Annotated in this window: 13 protein-coding genes; 11 read left to right on the forward strand and 2 right to left on the reverse strand. The window is 67.9% G+C overall.

Translation table 11 applies throughout. The features are described from left to right. The first annotated feature begins 135 nt into the window (after positions 1–135). The 6 genes from ACWF4Z_RS30435 to ACWF4Z_RS30460 are packed head-to-tail and all read left to right on the forward strand — an operon-like array spanning position 136 to position 9,720. Positions 136–1,503, forward strand: a complete 1,368-nt coding sequence (locus ACWF4Z_RS30435) for an MFS transporter (RefSeq protein ID WP_452246603.1) — start codon at positions 136–138, stop codon at positions 1,501–1,503. Further along, a complete protein-coding gene (locus ACWF4Z_RS30440) occupies positions 1,500–3,611 on the forward strand; it encodes a molybdopterin oxidoreductase family protein (RefSeq protein ID WP_452246604.1) in 2,112 nt (703 codons plus the stop codon). The genes ACWF4Z_RS30435 and ACWF4Z_RS30440 overlap by 4 nt, the downstream gene beginning before the upstream one ends. Next, positions 3,608–7,429 carry a nitrite reductase large subunit NirB gene (gene nirB / locus ACWF4Z_RS30445; protein WP_452246605.1) on the forward strand — a complete coding sequence of 1,274 codons (3,822 nt, stop codon included), beginning with the start codon at positions 3,608–3,610 and terminating at the stop codon, positions 7,427–7,429. The genes ACWF4Z_RS30440 and nirB overlap by 4 nt, the downstream gene beginning before the upstream one ends. Beyond that, positions 7,426–7,761 carry a nitrite reductase small subunit NirD gene (gene nirD / locus ACWF4Z_RS30450; protein ID WP_452246606.1) on the forward strand — a complete coding sequence of 112 codons (336 nt, stop codon included), beginning with the start codon at positions 7,426–7,428 and terminating at the stop codon, positions 7,759–7,761. The genes nirB and nirD overlap by 4 nt, the downstream gene beginning before the upstream one ends. Next, entirely contained in the window at positions 7,754–8,878 is a 1,125-nt protein-coding gene (locus ACWF4Z_RS30455; protein WP_452246607.1) for a uroporphyrinogen-III synthase, read from the forward strand. The genes nirD and ACWF4Z_RS30455 overlap by 8 nt, the downstream gene beginning before the upstream one ends. Then, positions 8,875–9,720: a sirohydrochlorin chelatase gene (locus ACWF4Z_RS30460; protein WP_452246608.1), complete on the forward strand. Its 846-nt coding sequence runs from the start codon at positions 8,875–8,877 to the stop codon at positions 9,718–9,720. The genes ACWF4Z_RS30455 and ACWF4Z_RS30460 overlap by 4 nt, the downstream gene beginning before the upstream one ends. A 4-nt stretch (positions 9,721–9,724) precedes the next feature. On the opposite strand, the gene ACWF4Z_RS30465 is transcribed toward ACWF4Z_RS30460, so the two are convergent. Beyond that, entirely contained in the window at positions 9,725–10,567 is an 843-nt protein-coding gene (locus ACWF4Z_RS30465; protein WP_452246609.1) for a nitroreductase/quinone reductase family protein, read from the reverse strand. 65 nt (positions 10,568–10,632) lie between these two features. On the opposite strand from ACWF4Z_RS30465, the gene ACWF4Z_RS30470 reads away from it, so the two are divergent. Further along, entirely contained in the window at positions 10,633–11,064 is a 432-nt protein-coding gene (locus ACWF4Z_RS30470) for a MarR family winged helix-turn-helix transcriptional regulator (protein ID WP_452246610.1), read from the forward strand. 4 nt (positions 11,065–11,068) lie between these two features. Here the strand turns inward: ACWF4Z_RS30470 and ACWF4Z_RS30475 are convergent, their stop codons facing one another. Next, positions 11,069–11,452 carry a MerR family transcriptional regulator gene (locus ACWF4Z_RS30475; protein ID WP_452246611.1) on the reverse strand — a complete coding sequence of 128 codons (384 nt, stop codon included), beginning with the start codon at positions 11,450–11,452 and terminating at the stop codon, positions 11,069–11,071. Positions 11,453–11,518: 66 nt separating this feature from the next. Between ACWF4Z_RS30475 and ACWF4Z_RS30480 the strand changes: the two genes are divergently transcribed. The 4 genes from ACWF4Z_RS30480 to ACWF4Z_RS30495 all read left to right on the forward strand — a co-directional run bounded on the left by ACWF4Z_RS30480 (position 11,519) and on the right by ACWF4Z_RS30495 (position 15,795). Beyond that, positions 11,519–12,682 (forward strand): acyl-CoA dehydrogenase family protein, encoded by a 1,164-nt coding sequence (locus ACWF4Z_RS30480; RefSeq protein ID WP_452246612.1) that lies wholly within the window; start codon positions 11,519–11,521, stop codon positions 12,680–12,682. 31 nt (positions 12,683–12,713) lie between these two features. Next, positions 12,714–14,243, forward strand: a complete 1,530-nt coding sequence (locus tag ACWF4Z_RS30485) for an acyl-CoA carboxylase subunit beta (RefSeq protein WP_452246613.1) — start codon at positions 12,714–12,716, stop codon at positions 14,241–14,243. 14 nt (positions 14,244–14,257) lie between these two features. After that, positions 14,258–15,034 (forward strand): HpcH/HpaI aldolase family protein, encoded by a 777-nt coding sequence (locus ACWF4Z_RS30490; protein ID WP_452246614.1) that lies wholly within the window; start codon positions 14,258–14,260, stop codon positions 15,032–15,034. A 65-nt stretch (positions 15,035–15,099) separates the two neighbouring features. Then, positions 15,100–15,795 (forward strand): maleylpyruvate isomerase N-terminal domain-containing protein, encoded by a 696-nt coding sequence (locus tag ACWF4Z_RS30495; protein ID WP_452246615.1) that lies wholly within the window; start codon positions 15,100–15,102, stop codon positions 15,793–15,795. Positions 15,796–16,990: the final 1,195 nt, after the last annotated feature.

The raw sequence follows: 16,990 nt of genomic DNA on the forward strand, positions 1-16,990 counted from the left end.
CCGACTTCCTCTCACCACCCCGCGGTGGGTGTGCGGGAGCCGTTTCGGCGGCGTAACAACAAGATGACTACGTGGAAACACCCCGGTCATAGCGTCCTGGCCTAATCGAACAGGTCAGATGATCGGAGACACGCGATGACGCTCGAGGCAGGCCCGGAGGTCGTCACTCCCCGCGACCGGACCGGTGCGGTCGGCACCGTTGAGGCACCGCGCCGCGGGCGCTGGATCGACGTCTGGGACCCCGAAGACTCCGCTTTCTGGGCCGCGAAGGGGCGCGCGGTGGCGCGGCGCAACCTCTGGCCGTCGATCTTCGCCGAGTTCCTCGGCTTCTCGGTCTGGCAGCTGTGGAGCATCGTCGTGGTGTCGATGCCCAAGGCCGGCTTCACCTACACCACCGACCAACTGTTCTGGCTGGTCGCGCTCCCCAGCCTGGTCGGTGCGACGCTGCGGCTGCCGTACACGTTCGCCGTACCGAGGTTCGGCGGCCGGAACTGGACCGTCGTCTCCGCACTGCTCCTGCTGATCCCCACCATCGGGCTCTCCTACTTCATCACCCAGCCGGGGACGCCGTTCTGGCTGATGGCCCTGGTCGCGGCGACCGCGGGCGTCGGCGGCGGCAACTTCGCCAGCTCGATGACGAACATCTCGTTCTTCTACCCGGAGAAGGAGAAGGGTTTCGCGCTCGGCATCAACGCCGCCGGCGGGAACCTGGGCGTCGCGGTCGTCCAGCTGGTCGTCCCGATCGTGATCGTCGCCGGCGCCGGGCTGACCTTGAACCGGTCCGGCCTGATCTGGATCCCGCTGGTCCTGCTGGCCGCCGTACTCGCCTGGCGATTGATGGCCAACCTCTCCGTTGCCACGTCGTCGTTCCGTACGTCGATCGCCGCGGCGAAACGCCCGCACACCTGGGTCATCTCTTTCCTCTACATCGGCACCTTCGGCTCGTTCATCGGCTTCGGGGCGGCGTTCCCGCTGCTGATCAAGACGACCTTCCCCGAGATCGTGGTGGCACACATCGCCTTCCTGGGTGCGCTGGTCGGGTCGGTCGCGCGGCCGTTCGGCGGCAAGCTGGCCGACCGCGTCGGCGGCGCGTGGGTGACGGTCTGCTCGTTCGTGGTGATGGGCCTGGGCATCTTGGCCTCGATCGTCGCGCTGAAGGCGGGCAGCTTCGCCGGATTCCTGATCAGCTTCCTGGTCCTGTTCGTGGCCAGCGGCGCCGCGAACGGATCGACGTACCGGATGATCCCCGCGGTCTTCCGGCTGACCACGCCGGGCGATCTGGGCCGGGCGCGACGGGAAGCGGCGGCCTGTATCGGCATCGCGTCCGCAGTCGGCGCGTACGGCGGGTTCCTGGTGCCGCGAGGGTTCGCGATGTCGACAAGTCACTTCGGCTCGCTGATCCCGGCGCTGTATGTGTTCTGTGGCTTCTACGTGCTGTGCCTGGCCGTGACGTACTTCTGCTACCTCCGCAAGGGCGGACCGCTCAGCCAGGAGCGCGTGTGACGGCAGTCCCCACGCACTGTCCGTACTGCGCGCTGCAGTGCGCAACCACACTGCACCCGGTCGACCGACCGGGTGCAGTGGAGGTGCGACCGCGTGGGCAGGGCGGGCTGTGTCGCAAGGGCTGGACGGCTGCGGACGTACTCACGGTGCCCGATCGCCTCACCGTGCCATTGATCCGTGACGCGGCGGGTGAGCTGGTCGAGACGAGCTGGGACACCGCCCTGGACTTCGTTGCTGAGCGCATCAAGTCGTTGCAGGGTGCTCATGGCAACGACTCGATCGCCGTGTTTGGCGGCGGTGGTCTGACCAACGAGAAGGCTTATGCACTGGGCAAATTCGCCCGGGTGGCCCTGAAGACCGCGAACGTCGATTACAACGGTCGCTTCTGCATGTCGTCCGCGGCGGCTGCGACGAACCGGTCGTTCGGGATCGACCGTGGATTGCCGTTTCCGTTGGCGGACCTGGGTGGTGCCGGTGCGGTCTTGCTGGTCGGCAGCAACATTGCCGAGACGATGCCGCCGGCTGTCGCACATCTGCGGAGCGCACGGGATGCAGGTGGGCTTCTGGTCGTCGACCCGCGTCGCTCGGCGACTGTTGACCTGACCGCGGATGGTGGCGGGATCCACCTGCAGGCGACACCTGGGACGGATCTGGCCCTCGTGCTGGCACTGACTCACGTCGTACTGCAGGAGGGGCTGGGTGATACGGCGTACCTGCAGGAGCGGGTCGACGATGCGGATCTGTTGTACCGGTCGACGGCATCGTGGTGGCCGGAGCGGGCGGAGCGCGTGACTGGGGTGCCGGCGGCAACGATCCGGCGAGCCGCACGAGTGCTCGCGGCCGCTGCTCCGGTGCACGGTGGCGCCGGGGCGTTCATTCTGACCGGGCGGGGCGCAGAGCAGCACACCAAGGGCACGGACACCGTGACTGCGTGCATCAACCTCGCGCTCGCACTCGGGCTGCCGGGGCGGCTTGGTAGCGGCTACGGCTGCATCACTGGCCAGGGGAACGGTCAGGGCGGTCGAGAGCACGGTCAGAAGGCGGATCAGCTTCCTGGCTATCGCAGCATCGCCGATCCATCGGCACGAGCGCAGGTGGCCGGTGTCTGGGGTGTGGATCCGGCTGAGCTACCTGGACCGGGGAAGAGTGCGGTTGAGTTGATCAACGCGCTGGGTACGGCGGACGGACCACGAGCGCTGTTGGTCCACGGGAGCAACCTGTTGGTGTCCGCGCCGCGGCTGGCGTCAGTGCGGGAACGCTTGGCGGCGTTGGACCTCCTGGTCGTGGCAGACGTCGTACCGTCCGAGACCGCTCTGCTCGCGGACGTCGTCTTTCCGGTCACGCAGTGGGCCGAGGAAGAGGGCACGATGACCTCGCTCGAGGGGCGAGTGCTGCGACGGCAGGCGGCTCTTGCACCACCTGGTGAGGTGCGGAGCGACCTGGATGTCTTTGCTGGATTGGCCTCCCGGCTCGGTTGTGGTGCGGCGTTCTCGACCGATCCGGCCGAGGTTTTCGAGGAGCTGCGGCTGGCGAGTGCTGGTGGGAAGGCTGACTACTCCGGGATCACGTGGGAGCGGATCGACGCGGGGGAGGCGTTGTTCTGGCCGGTGCCGTTCGAAGGGCATCCCGGGACGCCTCGGCTGTTCGCGGAGAGGTTCGCCACACCGGATGGGCGCGCGCACGTGGTGGCGGTGGATCACCGGCCGGTCGCGGACGATCTCCACGCCGGGGCGCCGATCTACCTCATCACGGGTCGGCTGTTGCAGCACTACCAGAGTGGTGCCCAGACCCGGCGGGTGCCCGAGTTGGCCGAGGCCGAGCCGGAGGTGTACGCCGAGATCCACCCGCGGGTCGCCGCCCAGTTGAGGATCTCGGATGGGCGACCGATGCGGTTGCGTACCGCCCGCGGGTCGATGGTGCTGCCGGCTCGGGTCACAGCGAACGTTCGGCCGGACACGGTGTTCGTACCGTTCCACTTCGGTGGAGTGGGCGCGGTGAACGAGCTCACCAACGATGCGCTCGATCCGGTGTCGCGCATGCCTGAGTTCAAGGTGTGTGCGGTTGAGGTGACCGCGGCCAGTCTCCCGGCTGTGGAGGCGACCGCATGAGGGTGGTGATCATCGGCGGAGGTATGGCTGGACGGCGGCTCGCGGAGCTGCTGCCGGCTGGTGAGGTCACGGTCCTGGGAGATGAGCCGTCGTACGACCGCACGCGGTTGATGTCGTACGTCGCCGGCCGCGCCGGACCTGTGGTCGGGGACGAGCAGGTGGTGACGGCCGTCGCTGTCGATCGGGAGCGGCAGGTGGTGACGGACTCTGCCGGACGGGACTGGGCCTACGACCACCTGGTCTTCGCGACGGGCGCGGCGCCGGTTCTTTCTGCCGCTGGCTATCCAGTGCGGTCAGCTGAGGATGCGCGTGCTTTGGTCGCTGCGGTTGGTCCGGCGGAGCGCGTGACTGTGCTTGGTGGCGGTGTGCTTGGGGTTGAGATTGCCTGCGCGCTTCGTGAGCGCGGGCTGGCTGTCACGGTCGTGCACGACGGGGGAACCCTGCTGGACCAGAGTGTTTCGCCGGCTGCGGGTCGGCGGGTGACGCGGGCCGTTCGGGCTCTGGGTGTCGAGGTGCGGCTGAACGCTACTTTTGAGCCCGCCGATGGCTTGGTGGTCGTTGCTTGTGGGGTACGGCCGCGGACCGAGCTGGCGACCGGATTGACCGTGCGGACCGGGATCGTGGTCGACCGGACGATGACCAGCCCGGATGACCCGCGGGTGCACGCGATCGGGGACTGTGCGGAGGTCGAGGGGCGTCGCACCGGGACTGTGGCCTCCGCCTGGGCCCAGGCGGAGGTGCTTGCGCAGCACCTCAGGGGCTCGTCGTTGCAGCTGCCGGACTACGACGTGGTGCGGCTGACGGCCGGTGGACTCGACGTCCTGATCCTGGGCAGCAAGGACGAGGACGGGGAAGTGGTCCGGCTCGAGGACCGCGACCGGTATGTCCGGGCCGTCGTGCGCGACGGCGTCGTACGGGCTGCTGTTGCGGTGGGTGCGCCGGACGTTGCGGCGGAGCTGGTGTTGCTGGCGGACCGCGGGACGCCGGTGGTGGCGGACGGGTTGCTGGCGGACCCCGTCGTACCGAAGAAGAAGGCGGCGGCCGTGTGCAGATGCAACGGCGTCACCAGGGCCGCTATCGATGCTGCCTGGCGTGGAGGTGCCGACAGTGTGGCCGGCATCGCCGCCACGACACGGGCGACGACCGGATGCGGCAGTTGTGTCGGCGCCGTCGGTGAACTGCTCGACCGCTTCCGGCGGGGCGAGACCGAACCAGTCCCGAGCAGGAGGGCGACGATGGCAGAGCTGAACAAGGCCCGGCAGGTTGTGGTGGTAGGCGGTGGCATGGTCGCTCATCGGCTGGTCGAGGCACTACGCCAGCGCGACACGGACATCCAGTACCGCATCACCGTGCTGGCAGAGGAACCAAGGCTCCCGTACGACCGGGTCGCGCTGACCAGCTACTTCTCCGGCCGTGACCCGCAGGACCTCGCACTCGGCGACCCCGAGCTCTGGGGCGACCCGGCCGTGACCCTGCGCAAGGGCGTGCAGGTCACGTCGATCGACACCGCTACGCGGACGGTGACGACGTCGCGCGGCGAAGAGCTCGGGTACGACGAACTGGTCCTGGCGACAGGCTCGTCCGCCTTCGTCCCACCGGTCAAGAACAGCGACGCCCAAGGGTGTTTCGTCTACCGCACTGTCGACGACGTGGCCGCGCTGCGGGTGTACGTCGAACGCCTGAAGCGCGAAGGCAAGGACGTCCACGGCGTTGTCGTCGGTGGCGGTCTGCTCGGCCTCGAGGCGGCCGGTGCGCTGAGGGCCTTGGGTGCGTCGACCAAGGTCGTCGAGTTCGCACCGCGGTTGATGCCGTTGCAGGTCGACGAGGGCGGCGGCAGTGCGCTCGCTCGACTGATCCGTGGGCTCGACGTCGACGTGATGACCTCGACCGCGACGACACGGGTCAAGCTCAGCCCGCAGGGCGCGGCGCGGGCGATGGCCGTTGCCGAAGGCCCCGATCTGCCGGCGGACGTGGTCGTCTTCGCGACCGGCGTACGGCCTCGGGACGAGCTTGGCCGGGCCGCCGGTCTGGCGATCGGTGAACGCGGCGGTGTCGTCGTCGACGAGGCCTGTCGTACGGCGGTGCCCGGTGTGTGGGCCATCGGCGAAGTCGCTTGTATCGAAGGGCGGGTGTGGGGATTGGTTGCCCCCGGCTACACGATGGCCGAGATCGTCGCCGACCGGCTGCTCGGCGGCGCGGCGACGTTCCCGGGCGCCGACACCTCGACCAAGCTGAAGCTGCTCGGCGTCGATGTTGCGAGCTTCGGTGACGCGTTCGGTGCGACCGAGGGCGCGCTGGACATCGTGTACGCCGACCCGGTGGCGGGGGTCTACAAGAAGCTCGTGCTGTCGGACGACGCTCGGACCTTGCTCGGTGGCATCCTGGTCGGCGACGCTTCGGCGTACTCCGGGCTTCGTCCGATGGTCGGTCGCGAGCTCGGCGCGGATCCGGCGGCGTTCCTGCTGCCGGAGGGGTCCGCGCCGGTCCAGCTGGAGCTGCCCGACGATGCGCCGGTGTGTTCGTGCAACAGTGTGTCCGCGGGGACGATCCGTTGCGCCGTACGCGATGAGGGGTGCTCGGATCTCAAGTCGGTCTGCGCCAACACTCGCGCGGGCAGCAGCTGTGGGTCCTGCTTGCCGATCGTGAAGAAGCTGCTCAACACCGAGCTCGCCAAGGCCGGTGTCGAGGTCAGCAAGGCGCTGTGCGAACACTTCGCGTTGTCGCGGGCAGAGCTCTTCGACGTGGTCCGGATCACCGGGTTGCGGACGTTCAGCGAGATCGTCGAGCGGCACGGGACGGGTCGCGGCTGCGACATCTGCAAGCCCGTCGTGGCGTCGATCCTGGCCAGCCTGGATCCGGCCGGGCACGTCCTCGACGGCGAGCGGGCGACGCTGCAGGACACCAACGACCACGTGATGGCGAACATGCAGAAGGACGGCACGTACTCCGTCGTTCCGCGGATCCCCGGTGGCGAGATCACGCCGGAGGGGCTGATCACGATCGGCGAGGTGGCGCGCGACTTCGGCCTCTACACGAAGATCACCGGTGGGCAGCGGGTCGACCTGTTCGGAGCCCGGATCGAGCAGTTGCCGGCGATCTGGAAGCGGTTGGTGGACGCGGGCTTCGAGTCCGGGCACGCGTACGGGAAGGCGCTGCGGACCGTGAAGTCGTGTGTCGGGTCGACGTGGTGCCGGTACGGCGTACAGGACTCCGTCGGGATGGCGATCGCGTTGGAGCTGCGCTACCGCGGGCTGCGATCACCGCACAAGCTCAAGCTCGGCGTCTCCGGCTGCGCGCGCGAGTGCGCCGAAGCTCGGGGCAAGGACGTCGGTGTGATCGCGACCGAGAAGGGGTGGAACCTCTACGTCGGCGGCAACGGTGGGATGACACCGCGGCATGCCGAGTTGCTCGCGTCGGACCTCTCGGACGAGGAACTGCTGCGGGCGATCGACCGGTTCCTCATGTACTACATCCGCACCGGCGACCGGCTCCAGCGGACCGCGGTGTGGATGCGAGAGCTCGACGGTGGGCTGGATCATGTCCGCGACGTCGTACTGAACGACAGTCTCGGCATCGCCGCCGATCTGGACGCCGCGATGGCCAAGCACGTCGATTCGTACGTGGACGAGTGGCAGGCGACCCTGAACGATCCCGGCAAGCTGGCCCGCTTCGTCTCGTTCGTGAACGCGCCGGACCAGCCGGACGCCGACCTGCGATACGTGGTCGAGCGCAACCAGCCGCGGCCGGCCACCCCGGCCGAACGCGGACAGCTCGAGCCGGTCCTGCTGGCCGGTCCCCGATTGGAGGTACGTAGGTGAACGTTGTGACCGGTGTGGTGGTGTGTTCGTACGACGTTCTGCTGCCCGAGCGTGGGGTCGCGGCGTTGGTCGGGGAGGTGCAGGTCGCGTTGTTCCGCACCCACGACGGGACGGTGTTTGCCATCGGCAACCAGGATCCGTTCAGCGGTGCGAACGTGATGTCGCGGGGGATCGTCGGGAGTCGCGGTGAGGTGCCGACGGTCGCCTCGCCGATGTTCAAGCAGGTCTTCGATCTGCGCACCGGAGCGTGTCTGGACGAGCCGTCGGTGTCGTTGCCGGTCTACGGCGTCGAAGTGGTCGACGGACAGGTTGTGGTGAGCACCGGTGACTAGGACCGGGCCGTTGAGCGGGTGCACGATCGCGATCACCGCGCACCGGCGGGCGGAGGACCTGATCGCGTCGTTCGAACGGCGTGGCGCGAAGGTGCTGCACGCACCGACCCTGCAGATCACGCCGGTCGCGGACGATCACGCTTTGATCGAAGCGACCCGGCGGGTGATCGCCAACCCGCCGGACGACGTGGTCGTCACCACTGCGGTCGGGTTCCGGGGTTGGATCGAGGCGGCGGACACAGCCGGGCTGGCGGCCGATCTGCTCGGCACGCTGGAGCAGTCGCGCATCCTTGCCCGCGGTCCGAAGGCGCGGGGCGCGATCCGGGCCGCTGGGCTGGTTGAGCACTGGTCCGCTCGGTCGGAGACCACTGCGGAGGTGGTGGAGTGGCTGCGGGACCAGGGGGTTCAGGGCCGGAAGATCGTCGTACAACTTCATGGTCTGTCCGATCCGGCATTGCAGGACGCGCTGCGGGCTGTCGGGGCGTCGGTGCGGGGTTTGGAGGTGTATCGCTGGGGTCCGGCGCCTGATCCAGTCGTAGTGGAACGGATGATCGGTCAGGTCTGCACTGGGATCGTGGACGCGGTGGTGCACACGTCCGCGCCGGGTGCGCAGGCGATGCTGGACGCCGCGGCCCTGACCGGGCAGTACGACGTTCTGGTCGCCGCACTGCGGACAGGGCGGGTGTTGAACGCCTGCGTCGGTCCGATCACCGCTGGACCCTTTGTGGCCTTGGGTTTGGAGCCTCTGGTGCCGGACCGCTATCGGTTGGGCGCGCTGATCCGGATTGTGACGGACCGGCTCACTGACGACAACGCTCGTACGATCGAGACCGAGTTCGGCCTCTTGGTGATCCGCGGTGGCGCTGCAGTGCTGGACGGCGTCGTACTGCCGCTCGGCCCGGGGCCTCGCGCCGTACTGGCAGCCCTGGTCGCGGCTGGTGGTGATGTGGTCTCGCGGCCCGAGCTGCTCGCCGTACTCCCCGGCGCCGAAGACGTCCACGCCGTGGAGGTGACCGTAAACCGCCTCCGCACTGCCGTCGGTCGCCCAGAGTTGGTCCGCACGGTCGTCCGCCGCGGCTACCGCCTGGCCGTCGAGCCCGCCGGAGTCGCGCTATGACCCCTGATCTGGTCGCAGTCGCACACGGCACGGCGGATCCCCGCGGTATCCGCACGATCCACCAGCTGGTCCGACTGATGGCGCGACAACGCCCCGAGATGAAGGTGTCGCTCGGCTTCGTCGACGTCAACGAGCCCGCCCTACCAGGCTTGGTCCGCCGAGTAGTTGCCGACAGCAACAAAGCCGTCCTCGTGCCATTACTGCTGTCCGCCGGCTATCACGTACATGTCGACGTAGGCGCCGAGCTACACCGCCATCCTTCCCAGCTCACCGCCGCCGGCGCCCTAGGCCCCGACCCAGTCCTCGCAAACATCCTCACCGACCGCCTCAACAACCTAGCCACGCCCACCCACCCCGCCGGCCCCGCGAACCCAGCCGCCCTCGCCCGCCCTGCCCGATCCGACCGCGTCGGCGGCCTTGACCGGGTCGATCACGTGATCCTCGCCGCGGCCGGCTCCTCCGATCCACGCGCCCTCGCCGACTGCACGACGATGGCTGGACTGCTTTCCGCTCGGATAGAACGGTCGGTCTCGGTCGGCTATGTCTCCGGCGCCGGCGAGCGTCTGTCGGCTGTGCTGGCACGAACCCGGGGTCGGGTGGCGGTTGCGACGTACCTGCTGGCGCCCGGCGCCTTCGCCGACCACATCCGCCGTCTCGCCGGTCCACACCCGGTCACCCCGCCCATCGGTGCCGACTCCCGCCTGGCCTCGCTCGCCCTCCGCAGGTACGACCAAGCGTGCAGCTCGACAGAAGGTCTCGGGCAGTTCAGCCCAGAAACAAGAGGTTTCCCGGCGAGTCGCCCACCCCAACCCGCACACTTCCTGTCGAGCTGTACGGCTTGACCACCTAGGCCGCGTCGAGGGCGGGTCCGAGGTGGACTTCTTCGTAGGCGTAGTGGGTCTCTAGGTCTTGCGCCAGCTGGGTGAGAGCGGCGCGGAGGTATTGGGCTTGGGCCGGATCCGCGACGAGTTGTTCGAGGGTGGCGGTCAGTTCCTGGTTGAGCGCAGCCACCGCCGTGTGCTCGCGGGCAAGGCGGTCGAGCGCGGGTTTGAGCTCGGGGAAGTCTGCGGCGAGGCGAGGGAAGACACCGTCCTCGCGTGCGTGGTGGGCCTGCAGGGAGCTGCAGAACGACAGACAGTGTTGGTGCAGCGTCGTGAGTTGGGCCGGCGCCGGCGCGGATCCGTCGAGGTAAGCGTCGACCGCGGCGAGTGTGACGGTTAGTTGGTCGCGGAGGCCGGCGTGAACCTCCTTCAGTTGGGCGGTCGCCGCGCCGACCCGGGCCGGCGTGAGGGCGACGACCTGGATCAGCCGAGAGGTGTTCTGCTGATAGATCGCGAAGGCGGGATCGCGCTCGGCTTGCTCGGCGTACAGGCGATCCCGTTCCGCGCCGGTGAGCTCCTCGGCAACGGCGTCGTACCGGGTTGTCCCGATCTCGACGGTGACAGCCGGGTTGGCCCGGAGATTGTGCAACCAGGCTGGGGTCGTCGGGCTGCCGGCGTTGCTGGCGAACACGATCAGCCGGCCGGAGTCCCGGGCGTACACCGTGGGGTTGGTGTGCGCGCGGCCGGAGCGTGCCCCGACGGTCGTGAGCAGGATCAGATCGGCGTCCTTGAACGCGCCCCCGAACGCTTCGGTGACCCGACCGGCGTTGGTACGGAACTCCTCGACGACCTCGCGATTGGCGTCCACGCGGCTACTCTCATCCTGACGAAGTAATTTAGCTTTGCAAGCAAAATAGTTTTAAGGACAAAGGTATGTCAAGCGTCGACGACTCGATCCGCGAGCTGCTGCTGCTGATGCCGCGGATGGTGGGCCGGACCAAGCGGATGAAGGTGCCGGACGAGCTGGCCGGCCAGAACCTCGCGCCGCGTCACCTGTCGCTGTTCGCGTACCTGCTCTTCGACGGTCCGCTGGGCGTGAACGACCTGGCCGAACGCCTGGAGGTCACCCCGGCGACCGTGAGTCTGATGGTCGGCGAGCTGAGCCGCAAAGGCATCCTCGAACGCCGTGAAGATCCGTCCGATCGCCGCCGCGCGATCGTCACGCTGTCCGACGGTCACCGTCCGGCGATCGACACCTGGCTGGCCCGCAGCGCGCTGGCCTGGCGGGTCGCCCTCGAGCCGCTGACCGACTCCGAGCGGGCCGTGTTCGTCAAGACCCTCAAGGCCTACGAAGACGCTCTCTGAGCGCTCAGCTGGATCGGAGCGCGGCCAGGTCGGCGTGGCAGCGGGCTTCCACGTCAGCAAGCTCCTGCAGTGTTTCGTCGATGTCCTGGCGACGTTGTTCGAGGTCGGCGCGGCGGTGGGTGATCTGGTCGAGCAGGTAGACGAGCTGACCTTCTTCGCCGGGCTCGGCGTCGTACATGTCGACGATGGTGGCGATGTCGTCGAGGGAGAAGCCGAGCCGCTTGCCGCGGAGGATGAGATTCAGGCGGACCTTGTCGCGGGGGTGGTAGATCCGGACGGTGCCGCGGCGCTCGGGCGTGAGCAGACCGCGGTCCTCGTAGAACCGGATCGTGCGCAGGGTGACGTCGTACTCCGCCGCGAGTTCAGCGATCGTCCACGTTTCGGGCACCCGGATATTGTGCACCTGCCCTACAGTGCTTTACGTTTACGTAAGCGTCAAGCACAAGGAGTCTTTATGTTCGAGCTCTCCGAAGAGCACCGCGAGTTCCGGCACAGTGTGCGTGACTTCGCCGAGGCGGAGATCGCGCCGTACGCGGCCGAGTGGGATCGCAAGCACTACTTCCCGGTCGAGGTCGTGCAGAAGATGGGCGCTCTCGGGCTGTTCGGCTTGACCGCCCCGGAGGAGTACGGCGGCGCCGGCGCGGACTTCACCAGCTTGTGCGTGGCGATCGAGGAGATCTCCCGGGTCGACCAGTCGATGGGCATCACGCTGGAGGCGGCCGTCGGCCTCGGGATCAACCCGATCCTCACGTTCGGCACCGACGCGCAGAAGAAGCAGTGGCTGCCGGACCTGGTCGCGGGCCGGGCGCTGGCCGGGTTCGGGCTGACCGAGCCGGAGTCGGGATCGGACGCGGGCGCGACGAAGACCCGCGCGGTGCTCGACGGCGACGAGTGGGTGATCGACGGCTCGAAGCAGTTCATCACGAACTCCGGCTCCGCGATCACCTCCTGCGTGACCGTGACCGCGAAGACCGGGCAGCGGGACAACGGCAAGCCCGAGATCTCCACGATCATCGTCCCGAGCGGTACGCCGGGGTTTGTCGCGGAGGCGTCGTACGACAAGCTCGGCTGGCACGCGAGCGACACGCATCCGCTGTCGCTGAGCGGCGTACGCGTCCCGGCCTCGAACCTGCTGGGTGAGCGTGGCAAGGGGTTCGGCCAGTTCCTCGCGACGCTCGACGACGGGCGGGTCGCGATCGCGGCGGTCGCGCTCGGGTGCATCAAGGCATGCCTGGAGATGTCGGTGCAGTACGCCGGCGAGCGGAAGACGTTCGGTGTCCCGATCGGCCAGAAGCAGGGCGTCGCGTTCCAGATCTCCGACCTCAAGGTGATGGCCGACGCGGCCGAGCTGCTCGTCTACCGGGCCGCGGCGTTGAAGGACGCCGGCGCCTCGATGGCCGACTTCAAGCAGGCCGCGTCCGTGGCGAAGCTGTACGCGACCGAGTCCGCGGTCACCGCGACGCGGATCGCCACGCAGGTGTTCGGCGGCTACGGCTTCATGGAGGAGTACCCGGTCACGCGCTTCTACCGCGACGCGAAGATCCTCGAGATCGGCGAGGGTACGTCGGAAGTGCAGCGCATGCTGATTGCCCGTGGTCTTGGGCTCCCGGTGGAATGATGCCTGGAATGATGCCTGGAATGACTGCCGCATGACGCGCGATCACTGGACCGAGGTCAAGGTCGCCCGCGAGGCGACGCTGAGCCCGCCGGAGAAGGCGGCGACCAAGCTCGCCTCGCAGAACAAGCTCTACGTGCGCGACCGGATTGCACTGCTCGTCGACGAGGGCAGCTTCGTCGAGGAGGCCCAGTTGGCCAACGCGCTGAACGCCGGTCTCCCGGCCGACGGCGTGGTCACCGGGCGCGCGCTCGTCGACGGCCGCCCGGCGCTGATCGTGGCCAACGATCCGACCGTGAAGGCCGGGTCGTGGGGTGCCCGGACGGTGGAGAAGATCGTCCGGATCACCGAGGTCGCGCTCCGCGACGAGCTGCCGATCTTCTGGTTGATCGACTCCGCCGGCGCGCGGATCACCGACCAGGTGCAGCTGTTCCCGGGCCGCCGTGGCGCCGGCCGGATCTTCCACAACCAGGTCGCGCTGTCGGGCAAGGTTCCGCAGATCTGCTGCCTGTTCGGTCCGTCCGCAGCCGGTGGCGCGTACATCCCGGCGTTCTGCGACATCGTGATCATGGTCGACGGCAACGCTTCGATGTACCTGGGCTCACCCCGGATGGCCGAGATGGTGGTCGGCGAGAAGGTGACGCTGGAGGAGATGGGCGGCGCCCGGATGCACACCAGCGTCTCGGGCTGTGGCGACCTGCTCGCGTCCGACGACACCGAGGCGATCGAGCTCGCCAAGCAGTACTTCTCGTACCTGCCGGGTTCGTGGCAGGCGCGGCCCCCGTCGTACGACGCTCTGCCGCCCGCGCGCGACTTCACCCGGGACCTGGTGCCGGCCGAAGAGAGCGTCGGGTTCGATATCCACGACGTGATCGATGCGGTCGTCGACGCGGACTCGTTCTTCGAGGTCAAGCCGTCGTACGCGCCGGAGCTCGTGGTCGGATTCGGGTTGCTGGCCGGGCAGGTGGTCGGAATCGTGGCGAACCAGCCGGCCGTCAAGGGCGGAGTGCTGTTCGTCGACTCCGCTGACAAGGCCGCGCGGTTCATCTGGTTGTGCGACGCGTTCAACGTGCCGCTGGTGTATCTGTGCGACGTACCGGGGTTCATGATCGGCAGCGAGGTCGAGCGGGCCGGGATCATCCGGCACGGCGCGAAGATGATCACGGCCGTGTCGGAGGCGACCGTGCCGACGGTGTCGGTCATTGTGCGCAAGGCGTACGGCGCCGGCCTGTACGCGATGTGTGGACCCGGGTTCTCGCCGGATGCATGTATCGCGCTGCCGACCGCGAAGATCGCGGTGATGGGTCCGGAGGCGGCGATCAACGCCGTGTACTACAACAAGATCCAGGAGATCGCGGACGAGGGCGAACGGGTCGAGTACGTGTCCCGGCTGCGGGAGGAGTACGAGAGCGACATCGACATCCTTCGCCTCGCCGCCGACCTCGTGATCGACGCGATCGTCGAGCCGGAGGACCTGCGCGACCAGTTGATCGCCCGGCTCGCCGCCGCACAGTCCAAAGACCGGACCTTCTCCCACCGCCGCCACGGAGTGCCACCGGTGTAGCTAGTGTGCTGCCTGTGACTGCTCAGGAGTTCGCTGCCAAGGTTCGTGCGCGGGAGAAGCTGGTCGGTTACTGGATCACGTTGGATGTGCCGCCGGCGACCGAGCGCATCGCGCGGTTGGGCTACGACTACGTCGTACTGGATGGGCAGCACGGGCTGATCGGGCCCGACGGTCTGTTGAGCGGACTGATGGCGATCGATGCCGGTGCGGCGATCGGCGGGCGTCAGTCGGTCGGGCTGGTGCGGGTCGAGGCGAACCACGAGACTCCGATCGCGCGGGCGCTGGATGCCGGCGCGGCCGGGGTGATCGTGCCGTTGATCGATACCGCCGACGACGTGGCGCATGCGCTGCGGGCGGCGAAGTATCCGCCGCTCGGTGCACGGTCGTTCGGACCGATCCGGTCGTCGTTGCGGATCGATCCGGTCCCGGCGGAGGCGAACGCGGCGACCGTCGTACTCGCGATGATCGAGACGCCGCTCGCGCTCCAGAACGTTGCCGAGATCTGTGCGACGCCCGGGCTCGACGGGGTCTACGTCGGTCCTTCGGATCTGGGATTGTCGCTGGGCGCGCGGTTCCCCGGTGATCCTGAGATCGCCGGGCCGTTCGAGGAGGCGGTTGCGCTGATCGCTCGGACGGCTGCGGAGGCGGGGATTGCCGCGGGGATCCATACGTTCGACGGGGACAGTGCGCAGTTGCGGTTGTCTCAGGGGTACACGTACGCCACTGTGTCTTCGGACCTCAACCACCTCGAGGCGGCCGCGGCCGCGCATCTGGATGCCGCCCGCGCCTAGTTCGCGGAACATCGGGACACGTTCTCGGGTTAGGTTCGGATACGAGCACACCGAGGAGGCCGGGGATGAAGGCACCCGAGCGCGGGGCACTGCCGTTGGGGCTGGCGGCGACGCTGGGGCGGACCTACGGGCGATTGACCGAGACTGTGCAGGGCTTGAGTGACGCCGACTTCGAGCGCGAGACCAGATGCCCGGGGATGCCGGTCGGCCCGCTGCTCGTCCATCTCCTGTACGACGCCGAACGCGCGCTGATCGCGTTCGCGAGCCCGGCGACGGCCGAGCCGGATCGCGATTTCGTCTCGTACTGGCGGGACTTTCCGGCGGGAGGCGAGAGCGATACGAGCTTCGTCCGCGGCGTGGCTTCGTCGTACCGCAAGCCTGGGGTGCTCGTGCAGCACTGGCGCGAGGTCTCCGAGGCGGCGGTCCGCGCGGCCGCAGTCGGCCTGGCCCCCAAGGGTCACCGAGTCGAGACCCAGGGCCACATCCTTCGCGCCACGGACTTCGTCGCCACCTTGGTGCTGGAAGCAACCGTCCATCACCTCGACTTGACGCTCAACCTTCCCGACGCCCCCGAACCAGACCCCGAAGCCCTCCAGGTCACCGCCCGAACCCTCGACGGCCTCTTCGGCCCCGAAGCCTGGGACGCCATCCCCTGGGACACCACCACCTACATCCTCAAATCCACCGGCCGCCTCCCCCTGACCCCCCAAGACCAAGAAACCCTCGGCCCTTTCGCAGACCGCCTACCCCTCCTGGGCTGACCCCCAGAGAAAAAGAGCAAGGAAAAGAAAAGAGGGTTATTCATAACCCAGCGAAGAAGAGCAAGGGAAAGAAAAAAGCAAGTGGCTGGGTGCCTGGTGGGCTTGGTGCGTAGGCGCGGCTAGTCGGTGGCCGGCGGGTGAGGAGTGCATCGACTCACCGCATGCGAGGGACCGGGGCTGCCGAGAACCAGCCACTGAGTGAGCGGATCTCCAGGCCATCACAATCCACGGTCCCCGCGGATGGCAGGCGTGTTTCGCCTGCTGGACGACGATTGTGATGGCCTGGCGGTCCGGAGCGCAGCCGCTTTGAATGCTCGCCTGACGAGCCGGGGGCGTCGATCAGCCAGCTGAACACAGTCCGGCGCGCGACCTCGGCCGATCGTCGGTTCAACCACCACTGCTCGCCACCATGACGCCAACCCCGGCCACTCTGTCTCTTCTTTACCTGGTCCTTATAGTCGGTGTGAACAAGAAATGACCTGCGCACACCCGCCACGAGCTGTCCAAGCCCTCCGCGAATCGTCCGTTCCACGCCCAGAAACCCGCCACCCGGACACACCGTCCACCTGCTGCTCCGTCGGCCCGGAACAGTCAGCTTCGGGAGGATCTCTCCCCTGATCAGGCGCGATATCCTCCCAAACCTCCTTCCCGCCGCCGACCTCAGCCAGGGACCCAGTTCCCTCTTATTTTTTCTGTCCCTGTCTTTCCCTTCTTTGCTCTTCTTTAAGGGTTCTGAATAACCCTCAAAAGAACAGGGAAAGAAAAGATAGAGCGGCTGGGTGCCTGGCCGGGCTGGGCGCCGGTGGTGGTCGGCGGGTCAGAGTATGTGCAGGCATCGAGTCGTGGATCGTGGTCGGCCAGACACACCCCACCACGCCACAATCCACGACTCGAACCACCCAGCGGGCACGCAAGGCATCCGCACCCGGGGCTGCAGGCCATCACAATCGCCGTCCAGCGGCAGAGTCACGCCTGAGCTGCACCGGAACCATCGATTGTGATGGCCTGGGGACCGCTCACTCAGCGACTGGTCCTCGACAGCCCCGATCCGTCACGCACCGCGGTCATCGCATTCCCGACACACCAACCACAGGCCGCCCGCACCTACGCACCGAGCCCGCCACGTGCCCAGCTACTCTATCTTTTCTTTACCTGTTCTTCCTTTTCTCTTTGTTCCTGTTTCTTTGGTTTTCTT

Source organism: Kribbella sp. NPDC055071 (assembly GCF_053608045.1).

What these genes read in the sequence shown, in the direction of transcription:
- ACWF4Z_RS30460 (WP_452246608.1), top strand. Translation starts at nt 8,875, where the DNA reads ATGACCCCTGATCTGGTCGCAGTCGCACACGGCACGGCGGATCCCCGC.
- ACWF4Z_RS30495 (WP_452246615.1), top strand. Translation starts at nt 15,100, where the DNA reads ATGAAGGCACCCGAGCGCGGGGCACTGCCGTTGGGGCTGGCGGCGACG.
- nirB (WP_452246605.1), top strand. Translation starts at nt 3,608, where the DNA reads ATGAGGGTGGTGATCATCGGCGGAGGTATGGCTGGACGGCGGCTCGCG.
- ACWF4Z_RS30480 (WP_452246612.1), top strand. Translation starts at nt 11,519, where the DNA reads ATGTTCGAGCTCTCCGAAGAGCACCGCGAGTTCCGGCACAGTGTGCGT.
- ACWF4Z_RS30435 (WP_452246603.1), top strand. Translation starts at nt 136, where the DNA reads ATGACGCTCGAGGCAGGCCCGGAGGTCGTCACTCCCCGCGACCGGACC.
- ACWF4Z_RS30485 (WP_452246613.1), top strand. Translation starts at nt 12,714, where the DNA reads ATGACGCGCGATCACTGGACCGAGGTCAAGGTCGCCCGCGAGGCGACG.
- ACWF4Z_RS30470 (WP_452246610.1), top strand. Translation starts at nt 10,633, where the DNA reads ATGTCAAGCGTCGACGACTCGATCCGCGAGCTGCTGCTGCTGATGCCG.